General features: G+C 70.8%; 21 protein-coding genes. 10 read left to right on the top strand and 11 right to left on the bottom strand.

What is annotated here, in order from left to right; genetic code table 11:
- The first annotated feature begins 58 nt into the window (after window positions 1-58).
- The gene (locus IE278_RS08890) at window positions 59-2,002 is read left to right on the top strand and encodes a streptophobe family protein (protein ID WP_189770458.1); all 1,944 of its coding nucleotides are present in this window, start codon (window positions 59-61) and stop codon (window positions 2,000-2,002) included.
- A 156-nt stretch (window positions 2,003-2,158) separates the two neighbouring features.
- Complete coding sequence (gene serB, locus IE278_RS08885) at window positions 2,159-3,376, top strand: phosphoserine phosphatase SerB (RefSeq protein WP_189770457.1); 1,218 nt, start codon at window positions 2,159-2,161, stop codon at window positions 3,374-3,376.
- 100 nt (window positions 3,377-3,476) lie between these two features.
- Here the strand turns inward: serB and IE278_RS08880 are convergent, their stop codons facing one another.
- The 4 genes from IE278_RS08880 to IE278_RS08870 form a co-directional block, all read right to left on the bottom strand.
- Window positions 3,477-3,992 (bottom strand): SixA phosphatase family protein, encoded by a 516-nt coding sequence (locus tag IE278_RS08880; protein ID WP_189770456.1) that lies wholly within the window; start codon window positions 3,990-3,992, stop codon window positions 3,477-3,479.
- A gap of 109 nt (window positions 3,993-4,101) precedes the next feature.
- Entirely contained in the window at window positions 4,102-4,317 is a 216-nt protein-coding gene (locus IE278_RS08875; RefSeq protein ID WP_189770455.1) for a hypothetical protein, read from the bottom strand.
- Between the two features lie 244 nt (window positions 4,318-4,561).
- Entirely contained in the window at window positions 4,562-4,678 is a 117-nt protein-coding gene (locus IE278_RS42900) for an SGM_5486 family transporter-associated protein (RefSeq protein WP_107017780.1), read from the bottom strand.
- 60 nt (window positions 4,679-4,738) lie between these two features.
- Complete coding sequence (locus tag IE278_RS08870) at window positions 4,739-6,121, bottom strand: CynX/NimT family MFS transporter (protein WP_189770454.1); 1,383 nt, start codon at window positions 6,119-6,121, stop codon at window positions 4,739-4,741.
- Between the two features lie 49 nt (window positions 6,122-6,170).
- Here IE278_RS08870 and IE278_RS08865 point away from each other — a divergent pair, with 49 nt between their 5' ends.
- Window positions 6,171-6,875 carry a FadR/GntR family transcriptional regulator gene (locus IE278_RS08865; RefSeq protein ID WP_189770452.1) on the top strand — a complete coding sequence of 235 codons (705 nt, stop codon included), beginning with the start codon at window positions 6,171-6,173 and terminating at the stop codon, window positions 6,873-6,875.
- Between the two features lie 37 nt (window positions 6,876-6,912).
- Here the strand turns inward: IE278_RS08865 and IE278_RS08860 are convergent, their stop codons facing one another.
- The 3 genes from IE278_RS08860 to fabG form a co-directional block, all read right to left on the bottom strand.
- Entirely contained in the window at window positions 6,913-7,188 is a 276-nt protein-coding gene (locus IE278_RS08860) for a hypothetical protein (RefSeq protein WP_246570188.1), read from the bottom strand.
- Between the two features lie 381 nt (window positions 7,189-7,569).
- Window positions 7,570-8,340: an enoyl-ACP reductase FabI gene (gene fabI / locus IE278_RS08855; protein WP_189770450.1), complete on the bottom strand. Its 771-nt coding sequence runs from the start codon at window positions 8,338-8,340 to the stop codon at window positions 7,570-7,572.
- Window positions 8,341-8,345: 5 nt separating this feature from the next.
- On the bottom strand, window positions 8,346-9,065 hold the full coding sequence (gene fabG, locus IE278_RS08850) for a 3-oxoacyl-[acyl-carrier-protein] reductase (RefSeq protein WP_107017775.1): 720 nt from the start codon (window positions 9,063-9,065) through the stop codon (window positions 8,346-8,348).
- 184 nt (window positions 9,066-9,249) lie between these two features.
- Between fabG and IE278_RS08845 the strand changes: the two genes are divergently transcribed.
- The 3 genes from IE278_RS08845 to tyrS all read left to right on the top strand — a co-directional run bounded on the left by IE278_RS08845 (window position 9,250) and on the right by tyrS (window position 13,570).
- Window positions 9,250-10,773 carry a TldD/PmbA family protein gene (locus IE278_RS08845; RefSeq protein ID WP_189770448.1) on the top strand — a complete coding sequence of 508 codons (1,524 nt, stop codon included), beginning with the start codon at window positions 9,250-9,252 and terminating at the stop codon, window positions 10,771-10,773.
- Window positions 10,770-12,164, top strand: coding sequence for a metallopeptidase TldD-related protein (locus IE278_RS08840; protein ID WP_189770445.1), 1,395 nt, complete (start codon window positions 10,770-10,772; stop codon window positions 12,162-12,164). Before IE278_RS08845 ends, IE278_RS08840 begins: the two co-directional genes overlap by 4 nt.
- Window positions 12,165-12,301: 137 nt before the next feature.
- Complete coding sequence (gene tyrS / locus IE278_RS08835; RefSeq protein ID WP_189770443.1) at window positions 12,302-13,570, top strand: tyrosine--tRNA ligase; 1,269 nt, start codon at window positions 12,302-12,304, stop codon at window positions 13,568-13,570.
- Window positions 13,571-13,657: 87 nt separating this feature from the next.
- On the opposite strand, the gene IE278_RS08830 is transcribed toward tyrS, so the two are convergent.
- Window positions 13,658-13,933 carry a GlsB/YeaQ/YmgE family stress response membrane protein gene (locus IE278_RS08830; protein WP_189770441.1) on the bottom strand — a complete coding sequence of 92 codons (276 nt, stop codon included), beginning with the start codon at window positions 13,931-13,933 and terminating at the stop codon, window positions 13,658-13,660.
- A 212-nt stretch (window positions 13,934-14,145) separates the two neighbouring features.
- Between IE278_RS08830 and IE278_RS08825 the strand changes: the two genes are divergently transcribed.
- Window positions 14,146-14,532, top strand: coding sequence for a DUF3099 domain-containing protein (locus tag IE278_RS08825; protein ID WP_189770439.1), 387 nt, complete (start codon window positions 14,146-14,148; stop codon window positions 14,530-14,532).
- Window positions 14,533-14,777: 245 nt separating this feature from the next.
- Window positions 14,778-15,035, top strand: coding sequence for a hypothetical protein (locus IE278_RS08820; protein ID WP_189770437.1), 258 nt, complete (start codon window positions 14,778-14,780; stop codon window positions 15,033-15,035).
- Window positions 15,036-15,063: 28 nt separating this feature from the next.
- On the opposite strand, the gene moaA is transcribed toward IE278_RS08820, so the two are convergent.
- From moaA to IE278_RS08805, 3 genes are all read right to left on the bottom strand, one after another.
- Entirely contained in the window at window positions 15,064-16,053 is a 990-nt protein-coding gene (moaA, locus tag IE278_RS08815) for a GTP 3',8-cyclase MoaA (protein ID WP_213089713.1), read from the bottom strand.
- Between the two features lie 224 nt (window positions 16,054-16,277).
- Window positions 16,278-17,921, bottom strand: a complete 1,644-nt coding sequence (locus tag IE278_RS08810; protein WP_189770435.1) for a monocarboxylic acid transporter — start codon at window positions 17,919-17,921, stop codon at window positions 16,278-16,280.
- Window positions 17,918-18,274: a DUF485 domain-containing protein gene (locus tag IE278_RS08805; RefSeq protein WP_189770433.1), complete on the bottom strand. Its 357-nt coding sequence runs from the start codon at window positions 18,272-18,274 to the stop codon at window positions 17,918-17,920. Before IE278_RS08805 ends, IE278_RS08810 begins: the two co-directional genes overlap by 4 nt.
- A 418-nt stretch (window positions 18,275-18,692) precedes the next feature.
- On the opposite strand from IE278_RS08805, the gene IE278_RS08800 reads away from it, so the two are divergent.
- Both IE278_RS08800 and IE278_RS08795 read left to right on the top strand, forming a co-directional pair.
- The gene (locus IE278_RS08800; RefSeq protein ID WP_189770431.1) at window positions 18,693-20,219 is read left to right on the top strand and encodes a S8 family peptidase; all 1,527 of its coding nucleotides are present in this window, start codon (window positions 18,693-18,695) and stop codon (window positions 20,217-20,219) included.
- Between the two features lie 147 nt (window positions 20,220-20,366).
- Window positions 20,367-21,902, top strand: coding sequence for a S8 family peptidase (locus IE278_RS08795; RefSeq protein ID WP_189770429.1), 1,536 nt, complete (start codon window positions 20,367-20,369; stop codon window positions 21,900-21,902).
- The last annotated feature ends 50 nt before the right edge of the window (window positions 21,903-21,952 follow it).

The raw sequence follows: 21,952 nt of genomic DNA, 5'->3' as shown, positions 1-21,952 counted from the left end.
ATCCCACGCGAGGGGGACACCGCGGCGGAGGTGTCGCGGGTGCGGAGTCGGGGGGCTGATGATGAGCGACGGGTCCGTGGGACAGGGCAGGCGCGTGCCACTGGGTGATGTGCTGCTGTCCTCGATCGCCGCCGTGAGCTGGGCGTTGATCGGCATGGCGGGCGTGGCCGCGCTGGGGCTGCATCTGCTCGGTGCCGACGAGACGGCCTCGCTCGGGCCGATGACCGCGGCGGTCGTGGCGCTCGGGGCGGGTGGTTCGGTGACGCCCTCCGGCGACATGTCGGCGTTCGGTCTTGAAGGCGCGCAGGCCGACACCGCCCTCCAGATCACGCCACTCGGGGTGAGCCTGGTGGGCGCGCTGCTGCTGTCCTGGTTCTTCCTGCGTTCACTGCGCACGGCGGGCGCGGTGATCTCGCCCGCCGAACTGCTGGCGCGGGCGGGCACGGTGGCCGCGCTCTTCGTGGCGATGCTGGGCGGCCTCGCCTGGGCGGGACACGACATCATCACGATCGACGGCGGTTCGCTCGGGCTCGACGAGCTGCCGGGCGGCGGGGTGCCCGACGACGTGGAGGTCCCCGGACTCGGCGACATCGGCGGCCTGCTGCCGGACCGGCTCGGGGATCTCGCGGACGCGAACGCCAAGGTGGGCTTCACCGTCGACACCGTGCCGACCCTGCTCGGCGGCCTCGGCTGGGTGCTCGGCGTTCTGCTGATCGCGCTGCTGGCCTCGCGCAGGACCCCGCTGCCCGGTGGCTGGACGGCCGTGCACCGACTGGTGCGGCCCGCGGTGTCCGCGCTGGTCACGGTGTTGCTGGTGGCGGTCCTCGCGGGGTTCGCGGCGGCGGCGTACGCGGCGATCGGCGACGACAACCCGAAACGGATCGCCGGCGCCGCTCTGCTCGGGGCGCCCAACGGGGTGTGGCTCGGTATCCCGATCGGGCTCCTCGTGCCGTGGGACGGGAAGGCCACGGGTCCCTTCCTCCAGTTCCTGCCGGACCCCATGGACGACCTCCTGAAGTTCTCCGACGAGCCAGTGACCCTGAGCAGGCTCGCCGAACTGGACGGCCGGGTCTGGCTGCTGGGGGTCGCGGCGGCCCTGATGATGCTGTTCGCGGGCGTCCTGACCGCGGCCCGCACTCCCTTCGTACGGGACCGGCAGGGCGTCCTCGGTTTCGCGGCCCGCTGCGCGCTGCGGCTGGCGGTCGTGACCGCGCTGGTGCTGCCGTTGCTGGTCTGGCTGACGGAGGTGTCCGTGGACGCCTCGCTCTCCGTGCTCGGCATCGACGCGTTCGACTCCGGGATCGAGCTGCGCGGACAGTCCGGCATGGCGCTGCTGCTCGGTGCGCTGTGGGGCGCGGTCGCGGGCGCGGTGGGCGCGCTGCTCGCGTGCGCGTCGGGGGCCGCGGGCCAGCAGGCGGCGCCGCTGGCACGGGGTGACGCGGACGTGGCCGCGCCGGAAGCCGTCGCCTCGTACGCGGAGGTGTCCGGGCACGGAGGCGGGCATGGCGGCGGGCACGGAGGCAGGCATACGGCTGGGCAGTCCGCCGGGCAGACGGCCGGCGAGAGCGGTCCCTACCGTCCCGGGACGCCGTTCCGGCCGGCGAACCCGGAGACCAATCCCTATCTGCGGTTGCCCGACGAGTTACGGGAGCCCGGGCCGGGGCGGCGCTCCGGCGCCCAGTCCCCCGGTGGCCCCCGGCCCCCCGGTGCACAGCCCCGCGACCCGGGCGGGCGGCCAGGGCCCCCTGGCGGGCCTTCCGGTGGGCAGCCGGGGCCCGGTGGGCAGGCTCCCGGCGGCGGTGAGCAGCCGCCTCCGGGCTCGCGTCCGCCCGACGACGACGTGTACGGTGCGCAGACGATGATCGGTCCCTTCCCGCCGTCGCCCCGTCAGGCTCCTCCCGGCAAGGGGCGCCGTGGCCGCTCGTGGCAGGACGGACCGCCTCCCCCGCCGGACGAGCTGCCGCCCCCGCCTCCGCCCCGCAAGCCGGGCGGGCGCCGCTGACAACTGACCGGGGAGGCGGAGCAGGCGCGGGGAGCGGGCGCGGGGCCGTCACGGCCCGTGCAGGCCGGGGACACCCGGGCGACATGTACTGTTCCCTGTCCGTCAGGCGGACCTCGGGGGCATTCGGCACGGAGTGCCGGATACGGTGTAAGCACCATGAGCGCATCACAGACCTCTGATGTTCCCACTGATGTCCCCACTCTCCTCGTCAAGATCTTCGGCAAGGACCGTCCCGGTATCACCGCCGGGCTCTTCGACACCCTCGCCGCCTACTCGGTCGACGTGGTCGACATCGAGCAGGTCGTCACCCGTGGCCGGATCGTGCTGTGCGCGCTCGTGACGCATCCGCCGGCCGGCCTGGAGGGCGATCTGCGCGCCACCGTGCACAGCTGGGCGGACTCGATGCGGCTGCAGACCGAGATCATCTCCGGTCACGGCGACAACCGGCCCCGCGGGCACGGCAGGTCGCTGGTGACCGTTCTCGGGCATCCGCTCACCGCGGAGTCGACGGCCGCCATCGCCGCCCGGATCACCGGGGCTGGCGGCAACATCGACCGTATCTTCCGGCTGGCCAAGTACCCGGTGACCGCTGTCGAGTTCGCGGTGTCCGGTACGGAGCCCGAGGAGCTGCGGACCGCTCTGGTGACCGAGGCCGCGGCGCTCGGCGTCGACATCGCGGTGGTCGCGGCCGGGCTGCACCGGCGGGCCCAGCGCCTGGTCGTCATGGACGTGGACTCCACGCTCATCCAGGACGAGGTCATCGAACTGTTCGCGGCGCACGCCGGGTGCGAGGCCGAGGTCGCCGAGGTGACGGCCGCCGCGATGCGCGGCGAGCTGGACTTCGAGCAGTCCCTGCACGCGCGCGTGCACCTGCTCAAGGGGCTCGACGGCTCCGTGGTGGACAAGGTGCGCAGCGAGGTGCGGCTGACACCGGGTGCGCGCACGCTCATCCGCACGCTGAAGCGGCTCGGTTTCCAGGTCGGGGTCGTCTCGGGCGGCTTCACCCAGGTGACGGACGACCTGAAGGAACGGCTCGGGCTCGACTTCGCCCAGGCCAACACGCTGGAGATCGTCGACGGGAAGCTGACGGGCCGGGTCATCGGCGAGATCGTGGACCGGGCGGGCAAGGCGCGGCTGCTGCGCCGGTTCGCCGCGGAGGCGGGCGTACCGCTCTCCCAGACGGTGGCGATCGGTGACGGAGCCAACGACCTGGACATGCTCAACGCGGCCGGGCTCGGAGTCGCCTTCAACGCCAAGCCGGTGGTGCGCGAGGCGGCGCACACCGCGGTGAACTTCCCCTTCCTGGACACGGTCCTCTACTTGCTGGGCGTGACACGCGAAGAGGTCGAGGCGGCGGACATGCACGTGGACTGACCGCCCTGGTGCGCGCTCCGGCGGGCACCTGGGGTCTCCCTGACAGGGACGGGGCCCGGCACCATCGTGGTGCCGGGCCCCGTCCGCGCTCAGGGGGTGTTCACTCGGACGGGTCCCAGTAGTCGAGCAGCGTGGCCGCGCCGGGCTCCAGGCTCTTCCAGGAGCCGGTGAAGGAGAGGACGGCGAACGCGGCGGGGTGGAACTCGCGGGTCGCTCCGTCCTTCGCGTCGGCCTCGGACCGGCCGGCCAGGATGTCGGCGAGGCCCTGCACTCCGGGGTTGTGACCGATCAGGAGGGCGTTCTGCGCGTCGTCCGGGGTTTCGTTCAGCACGGCGATCAGCTCGCCCGGGGAGGCTTCGTAGAGCCGCTCCTCGTAGACCGTCTTCGGCCGGTGCGGCAGTTCCTGGACGGCGAGCTTCCAGGTCTCGCGGGTCCGGGTCGCGGTGGAGCAGAGGGCCAGATCGAAGGGGATGCCGGTGTCGGCCAGCTTGCGTCCGGCGACGGCGGCGTCCTTGCGGCCCCGCTCAGCCAGCGGACGCTCGTGGTCGGGCACCTCGGGCCAGTCGGCCTTCGCATGCCGGAAAAGGACAATCCTGCGGGGTTCTGCGACGCTCATGGGTCCCAGCTTCGCATGAAACACGCCACGGGGCGCGGGTAGTTGCTGCGCTGCCACCCTGAGGCGCGGGGAGCTCGCGGCCCCGGTACAGCCCCGGTGCGGCACGCGCTCAGGAGCCCTGGTGCAGCACCAGCCGCTGGATCCGCTCGAAGAGGCTGCCGACCGCCGGGTCCGTGCCCGCCGCGTGGGCGTCCGCCGGGTTCAGTATCAGCAGCAGGAGCGCCGCGAAGGCGAGCGCGGGGAGGAGAAGCGCCCACCAGGGCAGTCGCGTATCGACGCCGCGCCCGGTCGCCGGGTGGGGCGGGGTGTGCGTTGGGGCCGACATGCCGCCTCCGTGGGGCTTCGAGTGGTCCGTGGTCCGCGTCCTCGCGGTCACCACTCGAAGGTACGGACTCGGGAACCCGCAACCCATCCGGTGATCCACCCACTTGACCCTGACACTCGCCCCCTAGGGGACGGTGGGGATAACCCCACCATGCGCCGCACGAGGGCTGGGCGGGGCCCGTTCAGGGAACCCCATAGGGTCCAGCGGGCCCACCGGGTCCAGCGGGCCCATCCACCCGGGGTGTTCAGGGTGAGGCGATGGACGCGATGACGCCGATGACCACGAAGATGAGGAGGAACGCGCCGAAGACGAGCAGCATCTTCTTCTGGCCGTTCTTGGGGTTCGGATCGAGCACGGGCATACGCCCAGTCTCGCACTCTTCGCCCGGCTCCTCACCGGTGGGGTCGGTGCCCCGGAGCGGTCAGCGGGCGGCGGCCTCGTCCTCCACCGTACGGTCGCGGCCCGCCAGGACGCCCACCACGATCTGCGGGACCATCAGGCCCGCCATGAGCGCGATCGGCAGCCCCCAGCCGCCGCTGTGCTGGTAGAGCACGCCCACCAGCAGCGGGCCGGGGATCGAGATCAGGTAGCCGGTGCTCTGCGCGAACGCCGAGAGCTGCACGACCCCCGCCCCGGTCCTGGCCCGCATGCCGACCATGGTGAGGGCCAGCGGGAACGCGCAGTTGGCGACACCGAGCAGCAGCGCCCAGGCCCAGGCGCCCGCGGCCGGGGCGAGGTAGAGCCCCGCGTAGCCGGCGAAGCCGCAGAGGCCGAGGGCGACGACGATCGGCCCCTGGTGGGGCAGCCGGGTGGCCAGCCGCGGTATGACGAAGGCCAGGGGCACGCCCATCACCATCGTGACCGCGAGCAGCAGCCCGGCGGTGCCCGCCGGGACCCCGGCGTCCCGGAAGATCTGCGCCATCCAGCCCATCGTGATGTACGCGGCGGTGGCCTGCAGTCCGAAGAAGACGGCGAGCGCCCAGGCGGTACGGCTGCGGGTGATCCGCAGCGGGGCGGCCTCCTCGCGCGCTCCGGAAACCGGAGCCTTCGGGACCGCGTCCGCCCCGGCCCCCGCGACCCCCGTGGGCGCCCCTGCTCCCGTGGCCACCCTGGCCTCCGTGGGCGCCGCGGACAGGGGCGTGCCCTTGGCCCGGACGAGAGGGATCCAGGGCAGGACGGCGACGGCCGCGAGGGCGGCCCAGACGGCGAGGCCCGACTGCCAGTTCCCGCCCAGGGCCCGGGTCATGGGCACGGTGACGGCGGCCGCGGCGGCGGTGCCGAGGGCGAGGGCCATGGAGTAGAGGCCGGTCATGGTGCCGACCCGGTCCGGGAACCAGCGCTTGACGATCACCGGCATGAGGACGTTGCTGACGGCGATGCCCATGAGGGCGAGGGCGCTGGCGACGAGGAAGCCCGCCGTGCCCCCGACGAAGGGCCGGAGCACCAGGCCCGTGCCGATCGCCAGCATGCCGGCGCAGACCACCGCGGCGGGTCCGAAGCGACGGGCGAGACGCGGCGCCATGACGCCGAAGACGGCGAAGCACAGCGGCGGTACGGAGGTGAGGAGCCCGGCGACGCTGCCGCTCATGCCGAGGCCGTCGCGCACCTCCTCCAGGAGGGCGCCCAGGCTGGTGATGGCGGGCCGCAGATTGAGGGCGGTCAGGACGATGCCGGCGATCACCAGACGCGTCATCCACGCGCGCGTGGGAGGCGTGCGCAGGTCCGCGTCCTGCGCCGAGCTGCGGATCGGTATCGATGGGGACACGGTCGTCCGGGTTTCCTCGCCAGTCATGAACCCCATCATAGAATCATGGGATGATTGGTTGTCCAACCCCCTGGCGCGAAGGACCGTCATGCCCCTGAGCCACCCCCGCCGGTCGGCGCTGTCCGAGCAGGTCATCGCCGCCCTGCGGAACGAGATCACTTCGGGCGAGTGGCCGGTGGGCTCCCGCATCCCCACCGAGCCCGAGCTGGTCGAGCAGCTGGGGGTGGCCCGCAACACGGTCCGGGAGGCCGTGCGGGCCCTCGCGCACAACGGTCTGCTCGACATCCGGCAGGGCTCGGGCACCTATGTGCTGGCGACCAGCGAGCTGGCCGGTGTGATGCACCGCCGGTTCGCGGACGCCGATCCGCGGCACATCGCCGAGCTGCGCTCCACGCTGGAGTCGAGCGCGGCGAGGCTGGCCGCCGAGCGCCGCACCGAGCGTGACCTCAAACAGCTGGACACGCTCCTCGTGCGCCGGGAGGAAGCCTGGGAGTCGGGCGACACGGAGGCCTTCGTGACCGCCGACACGACCTTCCACCTGGCCGTGGTCGCCGCGTCCCACAACGACGTCATGACGGCGATGTACGCGGACCTGGGCGAGGTCGTGCGCGACTGGCTGCGCGAGGACGTCGGCGAGGAGCTGACGCCCGAGACGCACATGGACCACACGCGTCTGGTGGACGCGATCCGTGCGGGCGACGCGCAGACGGCGGCCTCGGAGGCGGCGGGCTATCCGTTCCTGTGCCGCCCGGGGCGGTCCGAGCCCGCGGGGCGGCCGGGACCGCCGGAGTAACCGGGGGCGGCCGGGACCGCCGGGACCGCCGGGAGCGTCACTTCCGGTGGCTGACCCACGCCGAGCGGACTTCCTTCCAGCAACGGCCGGTCAGCCGGACGTTCTGCGCGGGGCCCGCCTCGACCCTCGCCCCGTCGGCGTCGATGTCCCACCACCGGTCGCACTCGATGTGCAGGCCGACATGGTCGGGCTCCGGATACGGGTTGCGGCAGTACGCCGTCACATGTGAGCCCTCGACGACGGTCCGGCACGCCGCTCCGAAGGGCCGTTTGTCGACGGGCCGTTTCTCGGCGGGCCGTTTGTCGACGGGCACGCGCGCGTGGAGCCCGTTTCCGGTGCCGTTCGTGCCGCGTGTGCCGTGCGTGCCGTGCCAGGTGTGGGTGGTGTGGGTGCTGTGTGAGGCGGCGTCGGAGGGCACCGCGAGCAGCAGGGTCAGAGCGGCGAGCAGCGCGGCGGGGGCCGCCGCGAAGCTGTTCCTGTGGTGCCGATGAATGCATCGGGCCTGGGACAGGCGCACAAAGGGACCTCCTCGGCTGGGCTCTGGAGGGCATCTCGGGAGAAGAACTCCTCCTTCAGAGTGGGCCGTTACCCCTCCTGGCCGCCCGGCCGGTGGGGCCGAACGGGTGACGCCCCGCTCCCCGCGCGCTGCGGGAAACGGGGCGCCGACTCCGTAGAGGCACCTTCGCGGGGGCGGTTACGCGCCGATCGCGTGCAGACCGCCGTCGACGTGGATGATCTCGCCGGTGGTCTTCGGGAACCAGTCGCTGAGCAGGGCGACGACACCGCGGCCGGCCGGCTCGGGGTCCTTGAGGTCCCACTCCAGGGGCGCGCGGTTGTCCCAGACCGCGGCCAGCTCGCTGAAGCCCGGGATGGACTTGGCGGCCATCGAGCCGATCGGGCCGGCCGAGATGAGGTTGGAGCGCACGTTCTGCTTGCCCAGGTCGCGGGCGAGGTAGCGGTTGGTGGCCTCCAGGGCGGCCTTGGCCGGGCCCATCCAGTCGTACTGCGGCCACGCGTACTGGGCGTCGAAGGTGAGGCCGACGACCGAGCCGCCGCCGTTCTGCATCAGCGGCAGACAGGCCATGGTCAGCGACTTCAGGGAGAAGGCGGAGACGTGCATGGCCGTGGCGACCGACTCGAACGGCGTGTTCAGGAAGTTGCCGCCCAGGGCGTCCTGCGGGGCGAAGCCGATGGAGTGCACGACGCCGTCGAGGCTGCCCAGCTCCGCGCCGACGACCTCGGCGAGCCGCCCGAGGTGCTCGTCGTTGGTCACGTCGAGCTCGATGACCTTGGTGGGCTTGGGCAGCTTCCGGGCGATGCGCTCGGTCAGCGTGGGCCGCGGGAACGCGGTCAGGATGATCTCGGCACCCTGCTCCTGGGCCAGCTTCGCGGTGTGGAAGGCGATGGAGGACTCCATCAGCACACCGGTGATCAGGACACGCTTGCCCTCAAGAATTCCACTCATGGTGATCAGTGACCCATTCCCAGTCCGCCGTCTACGGGGATGACGGCTCCAGTGATGTACGAGGCCTCTTCCGAGGCGAGGAACCGCACCGTCGCGGCGATCTCCTCGGGCTGCGCGTACCGGCCGAGCGGCACCTGCTTGACGATGGCCTCGCGCTGCTCGTCGGTGAGCGCCTTGGTCATGTCGGTGTCGACGAAGCCGGGCGCGACCACGTTGAAGGTGAGGTTGCGCGAGCCCAGCTCACGGGCGAGCGAGCGCGCGAACCCGACCAGGCCGGCCTTGGAGGCCGCGTAGTTCGCCTGACCGGCCGAGCCGAGGAGGCCGACCACCGAGGAGATGAGGACGACGCGGCCCTTCCTCGCGCGCAGCATGCCGCGGTTGGCGCGCTTGACGACCCGGAAGGTGCCCGTCAGGTTGGTGTCCAGGACGGACGTGAAGTCCTCCTCGGACATCCGCATCAGCAACTGGTCCTTGGTGACACCGGCGTTGGCGACGAGCACCTCGACCGGGCCGTGGGCGGCCTCGATCTCCTTGTAGGCCTGCTCCACCTGCTCGGTGTCGGTGATGTCGCACTTGACCGCGAGGCAGCCCAGTTCGGTGAGGGCGGCCGGGGGCTCGCCCGACCGGTACGTGATCGCGACCTTGTCGCCCGCGTCGGCGAACGTGCGGGCGATGGCGAGGCCGATGCCCCGGTTTCCTCCGGTGACGAGAACCGAGCGGCTCAACGGATCACCCTTTCGATAGCCGGTCTGGTACCTCGAAAACCTATCGGTACGGTCGGCCTCGCGGAGAATCGGGCACCGACAGTGGCTCGGGGGACTCGCTGTCGGGTCCCTACAGAAAAGTCTGGCCGCCGGGCCCGCCCGCGCGACATGATCGGACCGACAGGCGACAACAAGGGAGACCTCCGTGCCCCATTCCATCGACGAAGCCTTCACGGCACTGCCGCTACGGGCCCTGGCCGACGCGGCGCTCGCGCGGGCGCGGGCGCTGGGCGCCGACCATGCGGACTTCCGGTTCGAGCGGGTGCGCAGCGCGTCGTGGCGGCTGCGGGACGCGAAGCCCGCGGGCTCCTCGGACACGACCGACCTCGGGTACGCGGTACGGGTCGTGCACGGCGGCACCTGGGGGTTCGCCTCCGGTGTCGACCTGACGATGGACGCCGCCGCGAAGGTCGCGTCTCAGGCCGTGGCGATGGCCAAGCTGTCGGCGAAGGTGATCAAGGCGGCCGGGTCCGACGAGCGGGTCGAGCTGGCGGACGAGCCCGTGCACGCCGAGAAGACGTGGGTCTCCTCGTACGAGATCGACCCCTTCTCCGTACCGGACGAGGACAAGTCCGGGCTGCTGGCCGAGTGGAGTGCGCGGCTGCTCGGGGCGGCCGGGGTCAGCCATGTCGACGCCTCGCTGCTGACCGTGCACGAGAACAAGTTCTACGCGGACACGGCGGGCACGGTGACCACCCAGCAGCGGGTCCGGCTGCACCCGCAGCTGACCGCCGTGGCCGTCGACGAGTCGAGCGGCGAGTTCGACTCGATGCGCACGATCGCGCCGCCCGTCGGGCGCGGCTGGGAGTACCTCACCGGCACCGGCTGGGACTGGGACGCGGAGCTCGGGCGGATCCCGGAGCTGCTGGCCGAGAAGATGCGGGCGCCGAGCGTCACGGCCGGGGTGTACGACCTGGTCGTCGACCCGTCCAACCTGTGGCTGACCATCCACGAGTCCATCGGGCACGCCACCGAGCTGGACCGCGCGCTCGGTTACGAGGCCGCGTACGCCGGGACCTCGTTCGCCACCTTCGACCAGCTGGGCAAGCTGCGGTACGGCTCCGAGCTGATGAACGTGACGGGCGACCGCACCGCCGAGCACGGGCTCGCGACCATCGGGTACGACGACGAGGGCGTGGCCGGGCAGTCCTGGGACCTGGTGAAGGACGGCACGCTCGTCGGCTACCAGCTGGACCGCAGGATCGCGAAGCTGACCGGCTTCGAGCGGTCCAACGGCTGCGCGTACGCCGACTCCCCCGGCCATGTGCCCGTACAGCGCATGGCGAACGTGTCGCTGCGGCCCGATCCGGCGGGGATGTCCACGGACGACCTCATCGGGAGCGTGGACCGCGGGATCTACGTCGTCGGTGACCGGTCCTGGTCGATCGACATGCAGCGCTACAACTTCCAGTTCACCGGCCAGCGGTTCTTCAAGATCGAGAACGGGCAGATCACGGGCCAGCTGCGGGATGTCGCCTACCAGGCGACGACCACGGACTTCTGGGGCTCGATGGCGGCCGTCGGCGGCCCTCAGACGTACGTCCTGGGCGGCGCCTTCAACTGCGGCAAGGCCCAGCCGGGCCAGGTCGCGGCGGTCTCGCACGGCTGCCCGTCGGCCCTCTTCAAGGGCGTCAACATTCTCAACACCACGCAGGAGGCCGGTCGATGAGTCCTCGTACGAACAAGCCGCACGAGATCGTCGAGCGCGCCCTCGCCCTGTCCCGGGCGGACGGGTGTGTCGTCATCGCCGACGAGCAGTCGACCGCGAACCTGCGCTGGGCGGGCAACGCGCTGACCACCAACGGTGTCACGCGCGGGCGCACGCTGACCGTCGTCGCCACGGTCGACGGCCGCGAGGGCACCGCCTCCGGGGTCGTCTCGCGCTCGGCCGTGACCGCGGACGAGCTGGAGCCGCTGGTACGGGCCGCCGAGGCCGCGGCGCGCGGGGCGGGCCCCGCGGAGGACGCGCAGCCGCTCGTGGAGGGCGTGCCCGCCTCCCCCGACTTCACGGACGCGCCCGCCGAGACCTCCTCGGCCGTGTTCACCGACTTCGCCCCGGCGCTCGGCGAATCGTTCGCACGCGCGCGTGCGGGCGGCCGTGAGCTGTACGGCTTCGCCAACCACGAGCTGGTCATCAGCTACCTCGGTACGTCCACGGGGCTGCGGCTGCGCCACGACCAGCCCAACGGGACGCTTGAGCTGAACGCCAAGTCCCCGGACCGTACGCGCTCGGCGTGGGCCGGCCGCTCCACGCGGGACTTCAAGGACGTCGACCCGGCGGCGCTCGACGCCGAGCTGGCGGTCCGGCTGGGCTGGGCGGAGCGGCGGATCGACCTGCCAGCCGGGCGGTACGAGACGCTGCTGCCGCCCACGGCGGTCGCGGACCTGCTGATCTATCAGCTGTGGTCGGCGGCGGCCCGGGACGCGGCGGAGGGCCGGACGGTGTTCAGCAAGCCGGGCGGCGGCACGCGCGTCGGCGACCGGCTCACCGACCTGCCGCTGACCCTGCGCAGCGACCCGCACGAGGCCGGGCTCGAAAGCGCCCCCTTCGTCCTCGCGCACTCCTCCGGGGACGACGCCTCCGTCTTCGACAACGGGCTGCCCCTCACGGCCACGGAGTGGGTCCGCGAGGGCGAGCTGAAGCGCCTGACGAGCACCCGGCACAGCGCGGCCCTGACCGGTCTGCCGGTGGCCCCCGGTATCGGCAACCTCATCCTCGACGGCGGCGACGAGACCTCGCTGGAGGAGATGGTCGCGGCGACCGGGCGCGGGCTGCTGCTGACCTGCCTCTGGTACATCCGCGAGGTCGACCCGGCGACGCTGCTGCTGACCGGGCTGACCCGGGACGGCGTCTACCTCGTGGAGAACGGCGAGGTCACCGGTGAGGTGAACAACTTCCGGTTCAACGAGTCGCCGGTGGGGCTGCTGGGGCGGGCCACCGAGGCGGGGCGGACCGAGAAGACGCTGCCGCGCGAGTGGAGCGACTGGTTCACCCGGGCCGCGATGCCGGCGCTGCGGGTGCCGGATTTCAATATGAGTTCTGTCAGCCAGGGCGTATAACCTCGACGGATACCCTCGACGGGTGGCCCCTGCGGGTGGCCTCACGGCCGGCTGTCGCCCGGCCGGCGGGCCGCCCGGGGGGCATGGCCGCATGAAGATCATGACTGGCGAAGATCATTCAAGGAGACGCGAGAACCGTGACGGACATCGTCGACGAGCTGAAGTGGCGCGGGCTGTTCGCCCTGTCCACCGACGAGAACGCATTGCGCAAGGCGCTCGCGGACGGTCCCGTCACGTTCTATTGCGGCTTCGACCCCACCGCGGCCTCGCTGCACGTCGGACACCTGGTGCAGGTCCTCACCATGCGCCGGCTCCAGCAGGCGGGCCTGCGCCCGCTGGCGCTGGTGGGCGGGGCGACCGGCCAGATCGGCGACCCGCGCCCGACGGCGGAGCGCACGCTCAACGACCCGGAGACGGTCGCCAACTGGGTCGGCCGGCTGCGCTCCCAGATCGAGCCGTTCCTGTCCTTCGAGGGCGAGAACGCCGCGGTCATGGTGAACAACCTGGACTGGACGGCCGGTCTGTCGGCCATCGAGTTCCTGCGGGACATCGGCAAGCACTTCCGCGTCAACAAGATGCTCACCAAGGACTCGGTCGCCCGGCGCCTGGAGTCGCAGGAGGGCATCAGCTACACGGAGTTCAGCTACCAGCTGCTCCAGGGCATGGACTTCCTGGAGCTGTACCGGAGGTACGGCTGCACGCTCCAGCAGGGCGGCAGCGACCAGTGGGGCAACCTCACGGCGGGCCTGGACCTGATCCACCGGCTGGAGCCGGACGCCGAGGCGCACTGCATCGCGACGCCGCTGATGGTCAAGGCGGACGGCACCAAGTTCGGCAAGACCGAGGGCGGGGCCATCTGGCTCGACCCGGAGATGACGACGCCGTACGCGTTCTACCAGTTCTGGCTGAACGTGGACGACCGTGACGTCTCGACGTACATGCGGATCCTGTCCTTCAAGTCCCAGGCGGAACTGGAGGAGCTGGAGAAGCTGACCGAGGAGCGTCCGCAGGCCCGGGCGGCGCAGCGTGCGCTGGCGGAGGAGCTGACGACGCTCGTGCACGGGGCCGGGCAGACCGCCGCCGTGATCGCCGCCTCGCGGGCGCTGTTCGGGCAGGGGGAGCTGGCCGAGCTCGACGCGGCGACGCTGAGTGCGGCGCTGTCGGAGCTGCCCCGGGTGCGGGTGTCCTCGCTGGGACCGGTGGTCGACCTGTTCGCCGAGGTCGGGCTCGTGGCCAGCAAGTCCGCCGCGCGGCGGGCGGTCAAGGAGGGCGGGGCGTACGTGAACAACGTGAAGGTCTCCTCCGAGGACGCGGTGCCCGCCGCGGAGGATCTGTTGCACGGGCGGTGGCTGGTGCTGCGGCGGGGCAAGAAGTCGCTTGCCGCGGTGGAGGTCGCGCCCTCCTAGAGGGCCCTTTGAAAAGCGAAAGGATTGCGCCGTTCCCCGCGCCCCCGAATAGGGGCGCGGGGAACGGCGCAATCCTTTCGCTTTGCGTCAGGCTCTTTGTTTGTTGCCCTTCATTGCTGTGTAGAGCATGTCGCCCAGGAAGACGATGACGATCGCGGCCACCAGCTGCAGGGCATGACGGCCCCAGTCGACTCCACTGGTCTCGCCGATGCCGATACCGCGGGCGATCGCGTTGCCCACGATCGCGCCGATGATTCCGAAGATCGTGGTGAGCCAGAGCGGACTGTGCTGCTTGCCAGGAATGATCGCCTTGGCCAGCAAGCCCAGTACGAATCCCACGATGATCGCCCACAACCAGCCCATGGCTGCCTCCTATACGGCTCTACGCGAGCATTACGCCCAGTGTCGGCCCGGGTGCCGTACGGCGCATGTCGGGCACGGCCATACGCGGTACGGCGCAGACGTCCCCACACGGACCCGGGCCGACCCGCCCTCGTGGGCGGCGCAGCCGCGGCGTAACGTTGTTGCCCGTACGGGCCGGGGAGCGTCCGATGCAGGCGGGGTGGTGGAACGTGATGCGGAAGCAGAGCGAGACCGAGGTCTTCCGGATCACCGGGGCCAGGCAGGGGCTCGCCGACGACGTACGGGGCAGACAGCGCCGGTACATCATCTCGATGTCCGTGCGTACGGTGTCCGTCGTCCTCGCGGCCACCCTGTGGAACGTGGAGCGCCATGTCGCCGTCGTTGCGCTGGTACTCGGCGTGCTGCTCCCCTACGTCTCCGTGGTGATCGCCAACGCGGGACGTGAGAACGCGCCTTCACTGCCGTCCACTTTCGTGACCGCGCCGACCCGTCCGATGCTTGCGGGTCCGGGCGTCGGCGGGGCCGCGGAACCCGTCGTGGAAGACCTGACGGCAGATCCCGGAGCACGGCTGCGGGACGAGCCGCACGAGCGGACCTGAGCACCGGGAATCCGGTAAAAGCGGAATGCCGAACACCCGCCAAGCTCAAGAAAAGCTCAGATCAATCATGTTGTTCCGTTGCCGGGCAATGGGTTACCCGTGACATACTTGGTACGCACTCCGCATCCCCCGTCGGAGTGACAGACCGACGCCGGGCAGCTCCCCCCGTGGCTGCTCGGCGTCGCCTTTTCGGGCCCGTCCAGGACCCGTCCTGGACTCGGCGTGACTCGACTAGTGTCGAGGACGTGATCCTGAACGTTCCCGGTTCCGAGCCGTCGTCCCCGTCCTCCCCCATCTGCTCCGCCAAGGGCTGCCGGGCCGACGCCGTGTGGGTGCTCGCCTGGAACAACCCGAAACTGCACACGCCGGAACGCCGCAAGACCTGGCTCGCGTGCGAGGACCACCGCGACCATCTGTCGAAGTTCCTGAGCGTCCGCGGGTTCCTGAAGGACGTCGTCCTCATGACGGAGTGGGAGTCCGCGGAGCAGCCGCCCGAGCGGTGAGGGACAGCCCGGGCGACGCGCCGGGCGGTCAGCCGCCGATCGCCGACATCGGGCGGTCCGGCTGCACGAAGGAGGGGTCGTCCAGACCTGCCCCGGCCTTCTTCCCCCACATCGCCAGCCGCCAGATCCGGGCGATCTCCTCGTCCGGCGCGTCCGAGCGGAGCGCCGCGCGCAGATCGGTCTCCTCCTGGGCGAAGAGACAGGTGCGGACCTGGCCGTCCGCGGTGAGCCTCGTACGGTCGCAGGCCGAGCAGAACGGTCGGGTGACCGAGGCGATCACGCCGACCCGGTGCGGGCCGCCGTCCACCACCCAACGCTCGGCAGGCGCCGAGCCCCGCTCCTCCGACCCTTCCTCCGTGAGCTCGAAGCGTGTGCGCAGCGAGGTGAGGATGTCACCGGCGGTGACCATGCCGTCGCGCTTCCAGCCGTGCTGCGCGTCCAGCGGCATCTGCTCGATGAACCGCAGTTCGTAGTCGTTCTCCACGGCCCAGGCGAGCAGGTCGGGCGCCTCGTTCTCGTTCAGTCCGGGCATCAGTACGGAATTGACCTTGACCGGGGTCAGTCCCGCGGCGCGGGCCGCTTCGAGGCCCTCGATGACGTCCTTGTGGCGGTCGCGGCGGGTGAGGGTCTTGAAGACGTCCGGGCGCAGGGTGTCCAGGGAGACGTTGACACGGTCCAGGCCGGCCGCCTTGAGGGCGGTCGCGGTGCGCTTGAGGCCGATGCCGTTGGTCGTCAGGGACATCTGGGGGCGGGGTTCGAGCGCGGCCACGCGCTCGACGATCCCGACCAGCCCGGGGCGCAGCAGGGGCTCACCGCCGGTGAAGCGGACCTCGGTGATGCCGAGCCGGGTCACCGCCAGGTCGATGAGGCGGACGATCTCGTCGTCCGTGAGCAGATCGGGCTTGGCCAGCCACTGCAGGCCCTCCTCGGGCATGCAGTACGTACATCTGAGGTTGCACCGGTCGGTCAGTGAGACGCGCAGGTCGGTGGCCACCCGGCCGTAGGTGTCGATGAGCACGTGGGCCCCTCCCTCGATACGGACCGCGACACGGACCGACAGCTCCGAACGACCGGACTGCTGCGAACGACCGGACCGTTTCGAACGATCAGTCGACCCGATACGAACGAGCCTACGTGACAGGACCGACAAAAAGAGTGGCCCGATCCCACGAGACGCACCGCGGCCGCGTCGTAGATCCCTACGACGCGGCCGCCCGGCGTGACGGTCAGTACGTACTGGACTCAGTGCGCTCCGGTTCCGGTGAGGGAGCGGACCTCCAGCTCGGCGTACTTGCCGGCGTCCGGCTCCTCCTTGGACAGCAGGGTGCCGAGGAAGCCCAGCAGGAAACCGACGGGGATCGAGATGATGCCCGGGTTCTCCAGCGGGAACCAGTGGAAGTCGACGTCCGGGAACATCGAGGTGGCCTTGCCCGAGACGACCGGTGAGAAGAGCACGAGGCCGACCGCCGTGGCGAGTCCTCCGTAGATCGACCACAGCGCGCCCTGGGTGGTGAACCGCTTCCAGAAGAGGCTGTAGAGGATCGTCGGCAGGTTGGCGGAGGCGGCGACCGCGAAGGCGAGGGCCACCAGGCCGGCGACGTTGAGGTCACGGGCCAGGGCGCCGAGGCCGATGGAGACGACACCGATGCCGATGGTGGCGTACCGGGCCGCGTTGATCTCCTCCTTCTCGGTGGCCTTGCCCTTCCTGATGACGTTCGCGTAGATGTCGTGGGCGAACGACGAGGACGACGCCAGGGTCAGACCGGCGACCACCGCGAGGATCGTGGCGAAGGCCACCGCGGAGATCGTGGCGAGCAGGATCGCGCCCCAGGCCGAGTCGACGCCGCCCAGATGCAGGGCGAGCAGGGGTGCGGCCGTGTTGCCCGCCGGGTTGGACTCGACGATCTCCTGTTTCGAGATGAGGGCCGCCGCGCCGAAGCCGAGCGCGATGGTCATCAGGTAGAAGCCGCCGATGATGCCGATCGCCCAGTTCACGGACTTACGGGCGGCCTTGGCGTTGGGGACCGTGTAGAAGCGGATCAGGATGTGCGGCAGGCCCGCGGTGCCGAGGACCAGCGCGATGCCCAGCGAGATGAAGTCGATGCTGGAGGTGGTCGTGAGCCCGTACTTCAGGCCGGGCTCCAGGAACGCCGAGCCCTGGCCGCTGTTCTTGGCCGCCGAGCCGAGCAGGTCCGAGACGTTGAAGTCGAACTTGAGCAGCACCAGGAAGGTGATGAGCAGGGTGCCGCCGATGAGCAGCACGGCCTTGACCATCTGGACCCAGGTGGTGCCCTTCATGCCGCCGATGGTGACGTACACGATCATGAGGACGCCGACCAGGGCGACGATGCCGACCTTGCCGGCGTCGCTGGTGATGCCGAGCAGCAGCGAGACCAGGACGCCCGCGCCCGCCATCTGCGCGAGCAGGTAGAAGATCGACACGACGATGGTGGAGGTGCCCGCCGCGGTACGGACCGGGCGCTGGCGCATGCGGTAGGCGAGGACGTCGCCCATCGTGTAGCGGCCGGAGTTGCGCAGCGGTTCGGCGACCAGGAGCAGCGCCACCAGCCAGGCGACGAGGAAGCCGATGGAGTACAGGAAGCCGTCGTAGCCGAAGAGGGCGATGGCGCCCGCGATGCCGAGGAACGAGGCGGCGGACATGTAGTCGCCGGAGACGGCGAGGCCGTTCTGGAAGGCGCTGAACGAGCGGCCGCCGGCGTAGAAGTCGGAGGCGTCCTTGGTCTGCCGGCCCGCCCAGACGGTGATGACGAGGGTCGCGACGACGAACACCGCGAACAGGGAGATGATCAGCGGCCGGTGCTCACTGGCCTCCCCCGCCGCGAGGTGCGCCTGCGCGAGCTGTACCTGGTTGATCGCGGGGCTCATGCGCCGCCCTCCATCCGGGTCTTGATCGCCTCGGCCTTGGGGTCGAGCTTGGACGAGGAGTGCCGCTCGTACCACCAGGCGATGAGGAACGTGGTGAGGAACTGGGCGAGGCCCAGGACGAAGGCGACGTTGAAGTTGCCGAAGAGCTTGGTGCCCATGAAGTCGTCCGCGTAGATCGACAGCAGGACGTACAGCAGGTACCAGCTGATGAAGCCGATGGTCAACGGGAAGGCGAAGGAGCGGTGCGCGCGGCGCAGTTCACCGAACTCGGCGCTCTCCTGCACCTCGACGAACTCCGCTGTGGACGGGAGATGAGGTTCGGCTTTCGAGGGGGGTGGTGCGTCGGTGGCCACGGAGTCTCCTCGCGTTGCGGGTGCGGGTTCAGAGGCGGGTTCGGGGACGGGTTCGACGCCGGACGGGGATCTGTCCGGATCGGAGGACGGACTGGGTTCGGACATGGCTGGTTTCTGACCTCACGGTGACGTGGATCACGTGGGCCGGGTGGCGATGCTAGGTCCCCCGGGCGTGATCCAACAGGGGGCTCGACGGTGCTCGTGCTCCCTGCTCAACGTCACGGCGCGGCACGGGGAGCGGTTCAACCCCGGGCACTTCTTTCGGAACTCGGCCCGGGCGTTTCACAAGACATCCCCGTAAGTCATTGCTGGCCAGGGATGACGGGAGATAGCTTCGCCCTGCACCACCCCGTCATGTACCTGCCCGAGCACCACCTGTGTTCGGGCCGGTTCCTTTTCCGGATGATGTGGAGACCCCATGGCTCATCTGCGCTCCAGACGCCGCCTCGCTCTCGCCGTGCCCGTCGTGCTGTCGCTCACCGCCACGCTCGGTTTCCTGCCGGGTGCCGCTTCGGCCGCCCCGCAGGGGTCCGCCCCCGCCGCCACCGCGGCCAACGGACCGAACCTCGCGTATGTGGTCAACACGAAGACCGACCACCGCACGATCGCGTCGGTGAAGAAGGCGATCGTCAAGGCGGGCGGCACCGTCGTCGCCACGTATGACAAGATCGGCGTCATAGTCGCCCACTCGGCGAACACCGAGTTCGGGCCGCGGCTCCGCGCGGTGCGCGGCGTCCAGTCCGCCGGTGCCACGCGTACGACCCCGCTGACCGCCGCGGGTACGACGGACGAGGGCGCCGCCGACTACCTGTCGGCCGCCGAGGCCGCCAAGGTGAAGGCTGCGGCCACCCCCGAGAGCGAGCCCCTTGAGGCCGACCAGTGGGACCTGCGCGCGATAGGCGCCGACAAGGCCGCGAAGATCAACCCGGGCAGCAGGAAGGTCACGGTCGCCGTGATCGACACGGGTGTCGACGACACGCACCCGGACCTGGCACCCAACTTCTCCGCCAAGCAGTCCGCCAACTGTGTGGGCGGCGTGGCCGACACGAGTGCGGGCGCCTGGCGGCCGTACACCGCCGAGGACTACCACGGCACACATGTCGCCGGTGAGATCGCCGCCGCCCGCAACGGCATCGGCGTCGCCGGTGTCGCGCCCGGTGTGCAGGTCTCCGGCATCAAGGTCAGCGACCCGGACAACGGCCTCTTCTACCCGGAGAGCGTCGTCTGCGCCTTCGTGTTCGCCGCCGACCACGGCGTGGAGATCACGAACAACAGCTACTACGTGGACCCGTGGCTCTACAACTGCATGGACGACCCGGACCAGAGGGCGATCGTCGACGCGGTCAACCGGGCCCAGCAGTACGCCACGAAGAAGGGCACCCTGCACCTCGCGTCGGCCGGCAACTCCAACCACGACCTGGACTCGGACGCCATCGTGGACGAGTCGAGCCCCGACGACTCGACGCCGGTCACCCGCACGATCGACCCGCACGAGTGCTTCGACGTACCGACCCAGCTGCCGGGTGTCGTCACGGTGAGCGCGACCGGCGTACAGAACCTCAAGTCGTACTACTCGACGTACGGCAAGGGTGTCATCGACGTCGCCGCTCCCGGCGGTGACCGGCTCTACCAGATCCCGGACACCCCGTCGAAGAACGGCCGCATCCTCTCCACGATGCCGAACAACCAGTACGGCTTCCTCCAGGGCACGTCGATGGCGTCGCCGCACGCCGCGGGGGTCGCCGCGCTGCTCAAGTCCGAGCACCCGTGGGCGAGTCCGGCCCAGCTGCAGGCGCTGCTGAAGGCCCAGGCGGACAACCCGGGCTGCCCGGACTCCTACGACCAGGACGGCAACGGCACGCAGGACGCCACCTGTGAGGGCGGCAAGCGCGTGAACGGCTTCTACGGCTTCGGCATCGTGAACGCGCTGAAGGCCGTCAAGTAGCCGGATCGGCACGGAAGTTCCAGCCGGACCGGCCCAGAACCTCCCGCACGGCCCAGAACCTCCCGCACGGCACGGCATTTCCCGCACGGCCCGCACTGCCCGCACGGCACGGCCCGCACGCATTTCGCGAAACGAACTGGAGACAGCATGACCGCGCCCACCACCCGCTCGCGCCGCCTCATAGCCATCCCGCTGGGGATGACCATGGCCACGGCTCTGGCCTTCCTGCCGAACGTCAGCGCGTCCGCCGCTCCGGCGGACGGCGCGGCGGACGTGGCGAAGCAGATCTCGGCGGAGGCCACCCCGCTGAGCTACGTCGTCAACGTCCGCTCCGGGCACGGGGTTTCCTCCCAGGTGAAGAAGGCCATCACCAAGGCCGGCGGCACGATCGTGACGTCGTACGACCGGATCGGCGTGATCGTCGTCCACTCCTCGAACCCGGACTTCGCCAAGACCGTCCGCAAGGTGCGCGGCGTGGAGTCGGCGGGCTCGACGCGTACGGCGCCGCTGCCCGCGCAGTCCACGACCGACGTCGGCACCCCGAAGGCGCTCAGCGCGGACGAGATCGCCGACGTCGACGCCGTCGCCGGCCAGGACCCGCTGGAGCCCCTGCAGTGGGACCTGCCCGCCATCAAGGCGGACAAGGCCCACGAGAAGACGCTCGGCAGCAAGAAGGTCACCGTCGCCGTCATCGACACGGGTGTCGACGACACGCACCCCGACATCGCGCCGAACTTCGACCGCGACGCGTCGGTCAACTGCGTGACGGGCAAGCCGGACACGACCGACGGCGCCTGGCGGCCGAGCGCCGCCGAGAGCCCGCACGGCACCCACGTGGCGGGCGAGATCGCCGCCGCGAAGAACGGCATCGGCGTCACCGGTGTCGCGCCCGGCGTGAAGGTGTCCGGCATCAAGGTCTCCACGACGGCCGGCTTCTTCTACACGGAAGCCGTCGTCTGCGGCTTCATGTGGGCGGCCGAGCACGGCGTGGACGTCACGAACAACAGCTATTACACCGACCCGTGGTACTTCAACTGCAAGAACGACCCGGACCAGAAGGCGCTCGTCGAGGCCATCACCCGGGCGACGCGGTACGCGGAGAAGAAGGGCACGGTCAACGTCGCGGCGGCGGGCAACGAGAACTACGACCTCGCCGCGGACTCGATCACCGACCCGGTCTCGCCCAACGACTCGACTCCCTCGGAGCGCGTCATCGACCCGTCCGAGTGCCTCGACATCCCGACCCAGCTGCCGGGTGTCGTCACGGTCGCGTCGACCGGCGCCAAGGGCATCAAGTCGTCCTTCTCCAACCACGGCCTGGGCGTCATCGACATCGCGGCCCCCGGCGGCGACTCGACGCGCTACCAGACCCCGGCCCCGCCCGCCACCAGCGGCCTGATCCTCGGCCCGCTGCCGGGCGGCTCGTGGGGCTACATGGCCGGTACGTCGATGGCGTCGCCGCACGTCGCGGGCGTCGCGGCCCTGATCAAGTCGACGCACCCGCACGCCTCGGCGGCCCTGGTGAAGGCGCTGCTGTACGCGGAGGCCGACGCCACGCCGTGCACCGACCCGTACGACATCGACGGCGATGGCAAGATCGACGCGGTCTGCGAGGGTTCGAAGAACCGCAACGGCTTCTACGGCTGGGGCACCGCGGACGCGCTGGACGCGGTGACGAAGTAACACCCGCCGCGATCACCATCTGAGGGGCCGGGCAGCGTTGTGCTGTCCGG

The sequence above is a fragment of the Streptomyces tauricus genome, assembly GCF_014650955.1.
GTDB classification, from domain to species: domain Bacteria; phylum Actinomycetota; class Actinomycetes; order Streptomycetales; family Streptomycetaceae; genus Streptomyces; species Streptomyces tauricus.
The sequence above is the reverse complement of the archived record's forward strand: the minus strand, read 5'-3'. Positions and strand labels throughout refer to the sequence as shown.

Excerpts from the sequence above, each read along its gene's own strand:
- IE278_RS08890 (WP_189770458.1), top strand. The coding sequence starts at position 59 with ATGATGAGCGACGGGTCCGTGGGACAGGGCAGGCGCGTGCCACTGGGT.
- IE278_RS08865 (WP_189770452.1), top strand. The coding sequence starts at position 6,171 with ATGCCCCTGAGCCACCCCCGCCGGTCGGCGCTGTCCGAGCAGGTCATC.
- IE278_RS42900 (WP_107017780.1), bottom strand. The coding sequence starts at position 4,678 with ATGCCCGTGCTCGATCCGAACCCCAAGAACGGCCAGAAGAAGATGCTG.
- IE278_RS08800 (WP_189770431.1), top strand. The coding sequence starts at position 18,693 with ATGGCTCATCTGCGCTCCAGACGCCGCCTCGCTCTCGCCGTGCCCGTC.
- IE278_RS08825 (WP_189770439.1), top strand. The coding sequence starts at position 14,146 with ATGCGGAAGCAGAGCGAGACCGAGGTCTTCCGGATCACCGGGGCCAGG.
- IE278_RS08830 (WP_189770441.1), bottom strand. The coding sequence starts at position 13,933 with ATGGGCTGGTTGTGGGCGATCATCGTGGGATTCGTACTGGGCTTGCTG.
- IE278_RS08870 (WP_189770454.1), bottom strand. The coding sequence starts at position 6,121 with ATGATGGGGTTCATGACTGGCGAGGAAACCCGGACGACCGTGTCCCCA.
- fabI (WP_189770450.1), bottom strand. The coding sequence starts at position 8,340 with ATGAGTGGAATTCTTGAGGGCAAGCGTGTCCTGATCACCGGTGTGCTG.
- IE278_RS08840 (WP_189770445.1), top strand. The coding sequence starts at position 10,770 with ATGAGTCCTCGTACGAACAAGCCGCACGAGATCGTCGAGCGCGCCCTC.
- IE278_RS08795 (WP_189770429.1), top strand. The coding sequence starts at position 20,367 with ATGACCGCGCCCACCACCCGCTCGCGCCGCCTCATAGCCATCCCGCTG.
- IE278_RS08880 (WP_189770456.1), bottom strand. The coding sequence starts at position 3,992 with ATGAGCGTCGCAGAACCCCGCAGGATTGTCCTTTTCCGGCATGCGAAG.
- IE278_RS08810 (WP_189770435.1), bottom strand. The coding sequence starts at position 17,921 with ATGAGCCCCGCGATCAACCAGGTACAGCTCGCGCAGGCGCACCTCGCG.
- IE278_RS08875 (WP_189770455.1), bottom strand. The coding sequence starts at position 4,317 with ATGTCGGCCCCAACGCACACCCCGCCCCACCCGGCGACCGGGCGCGGC.
- serB (WP_189770457.1), top strand. The coding sequence starts at position 2,159 with ATGAGCGCATCACAGACCTCTGATGTTCCCACTGATGTCCCCACTCTC.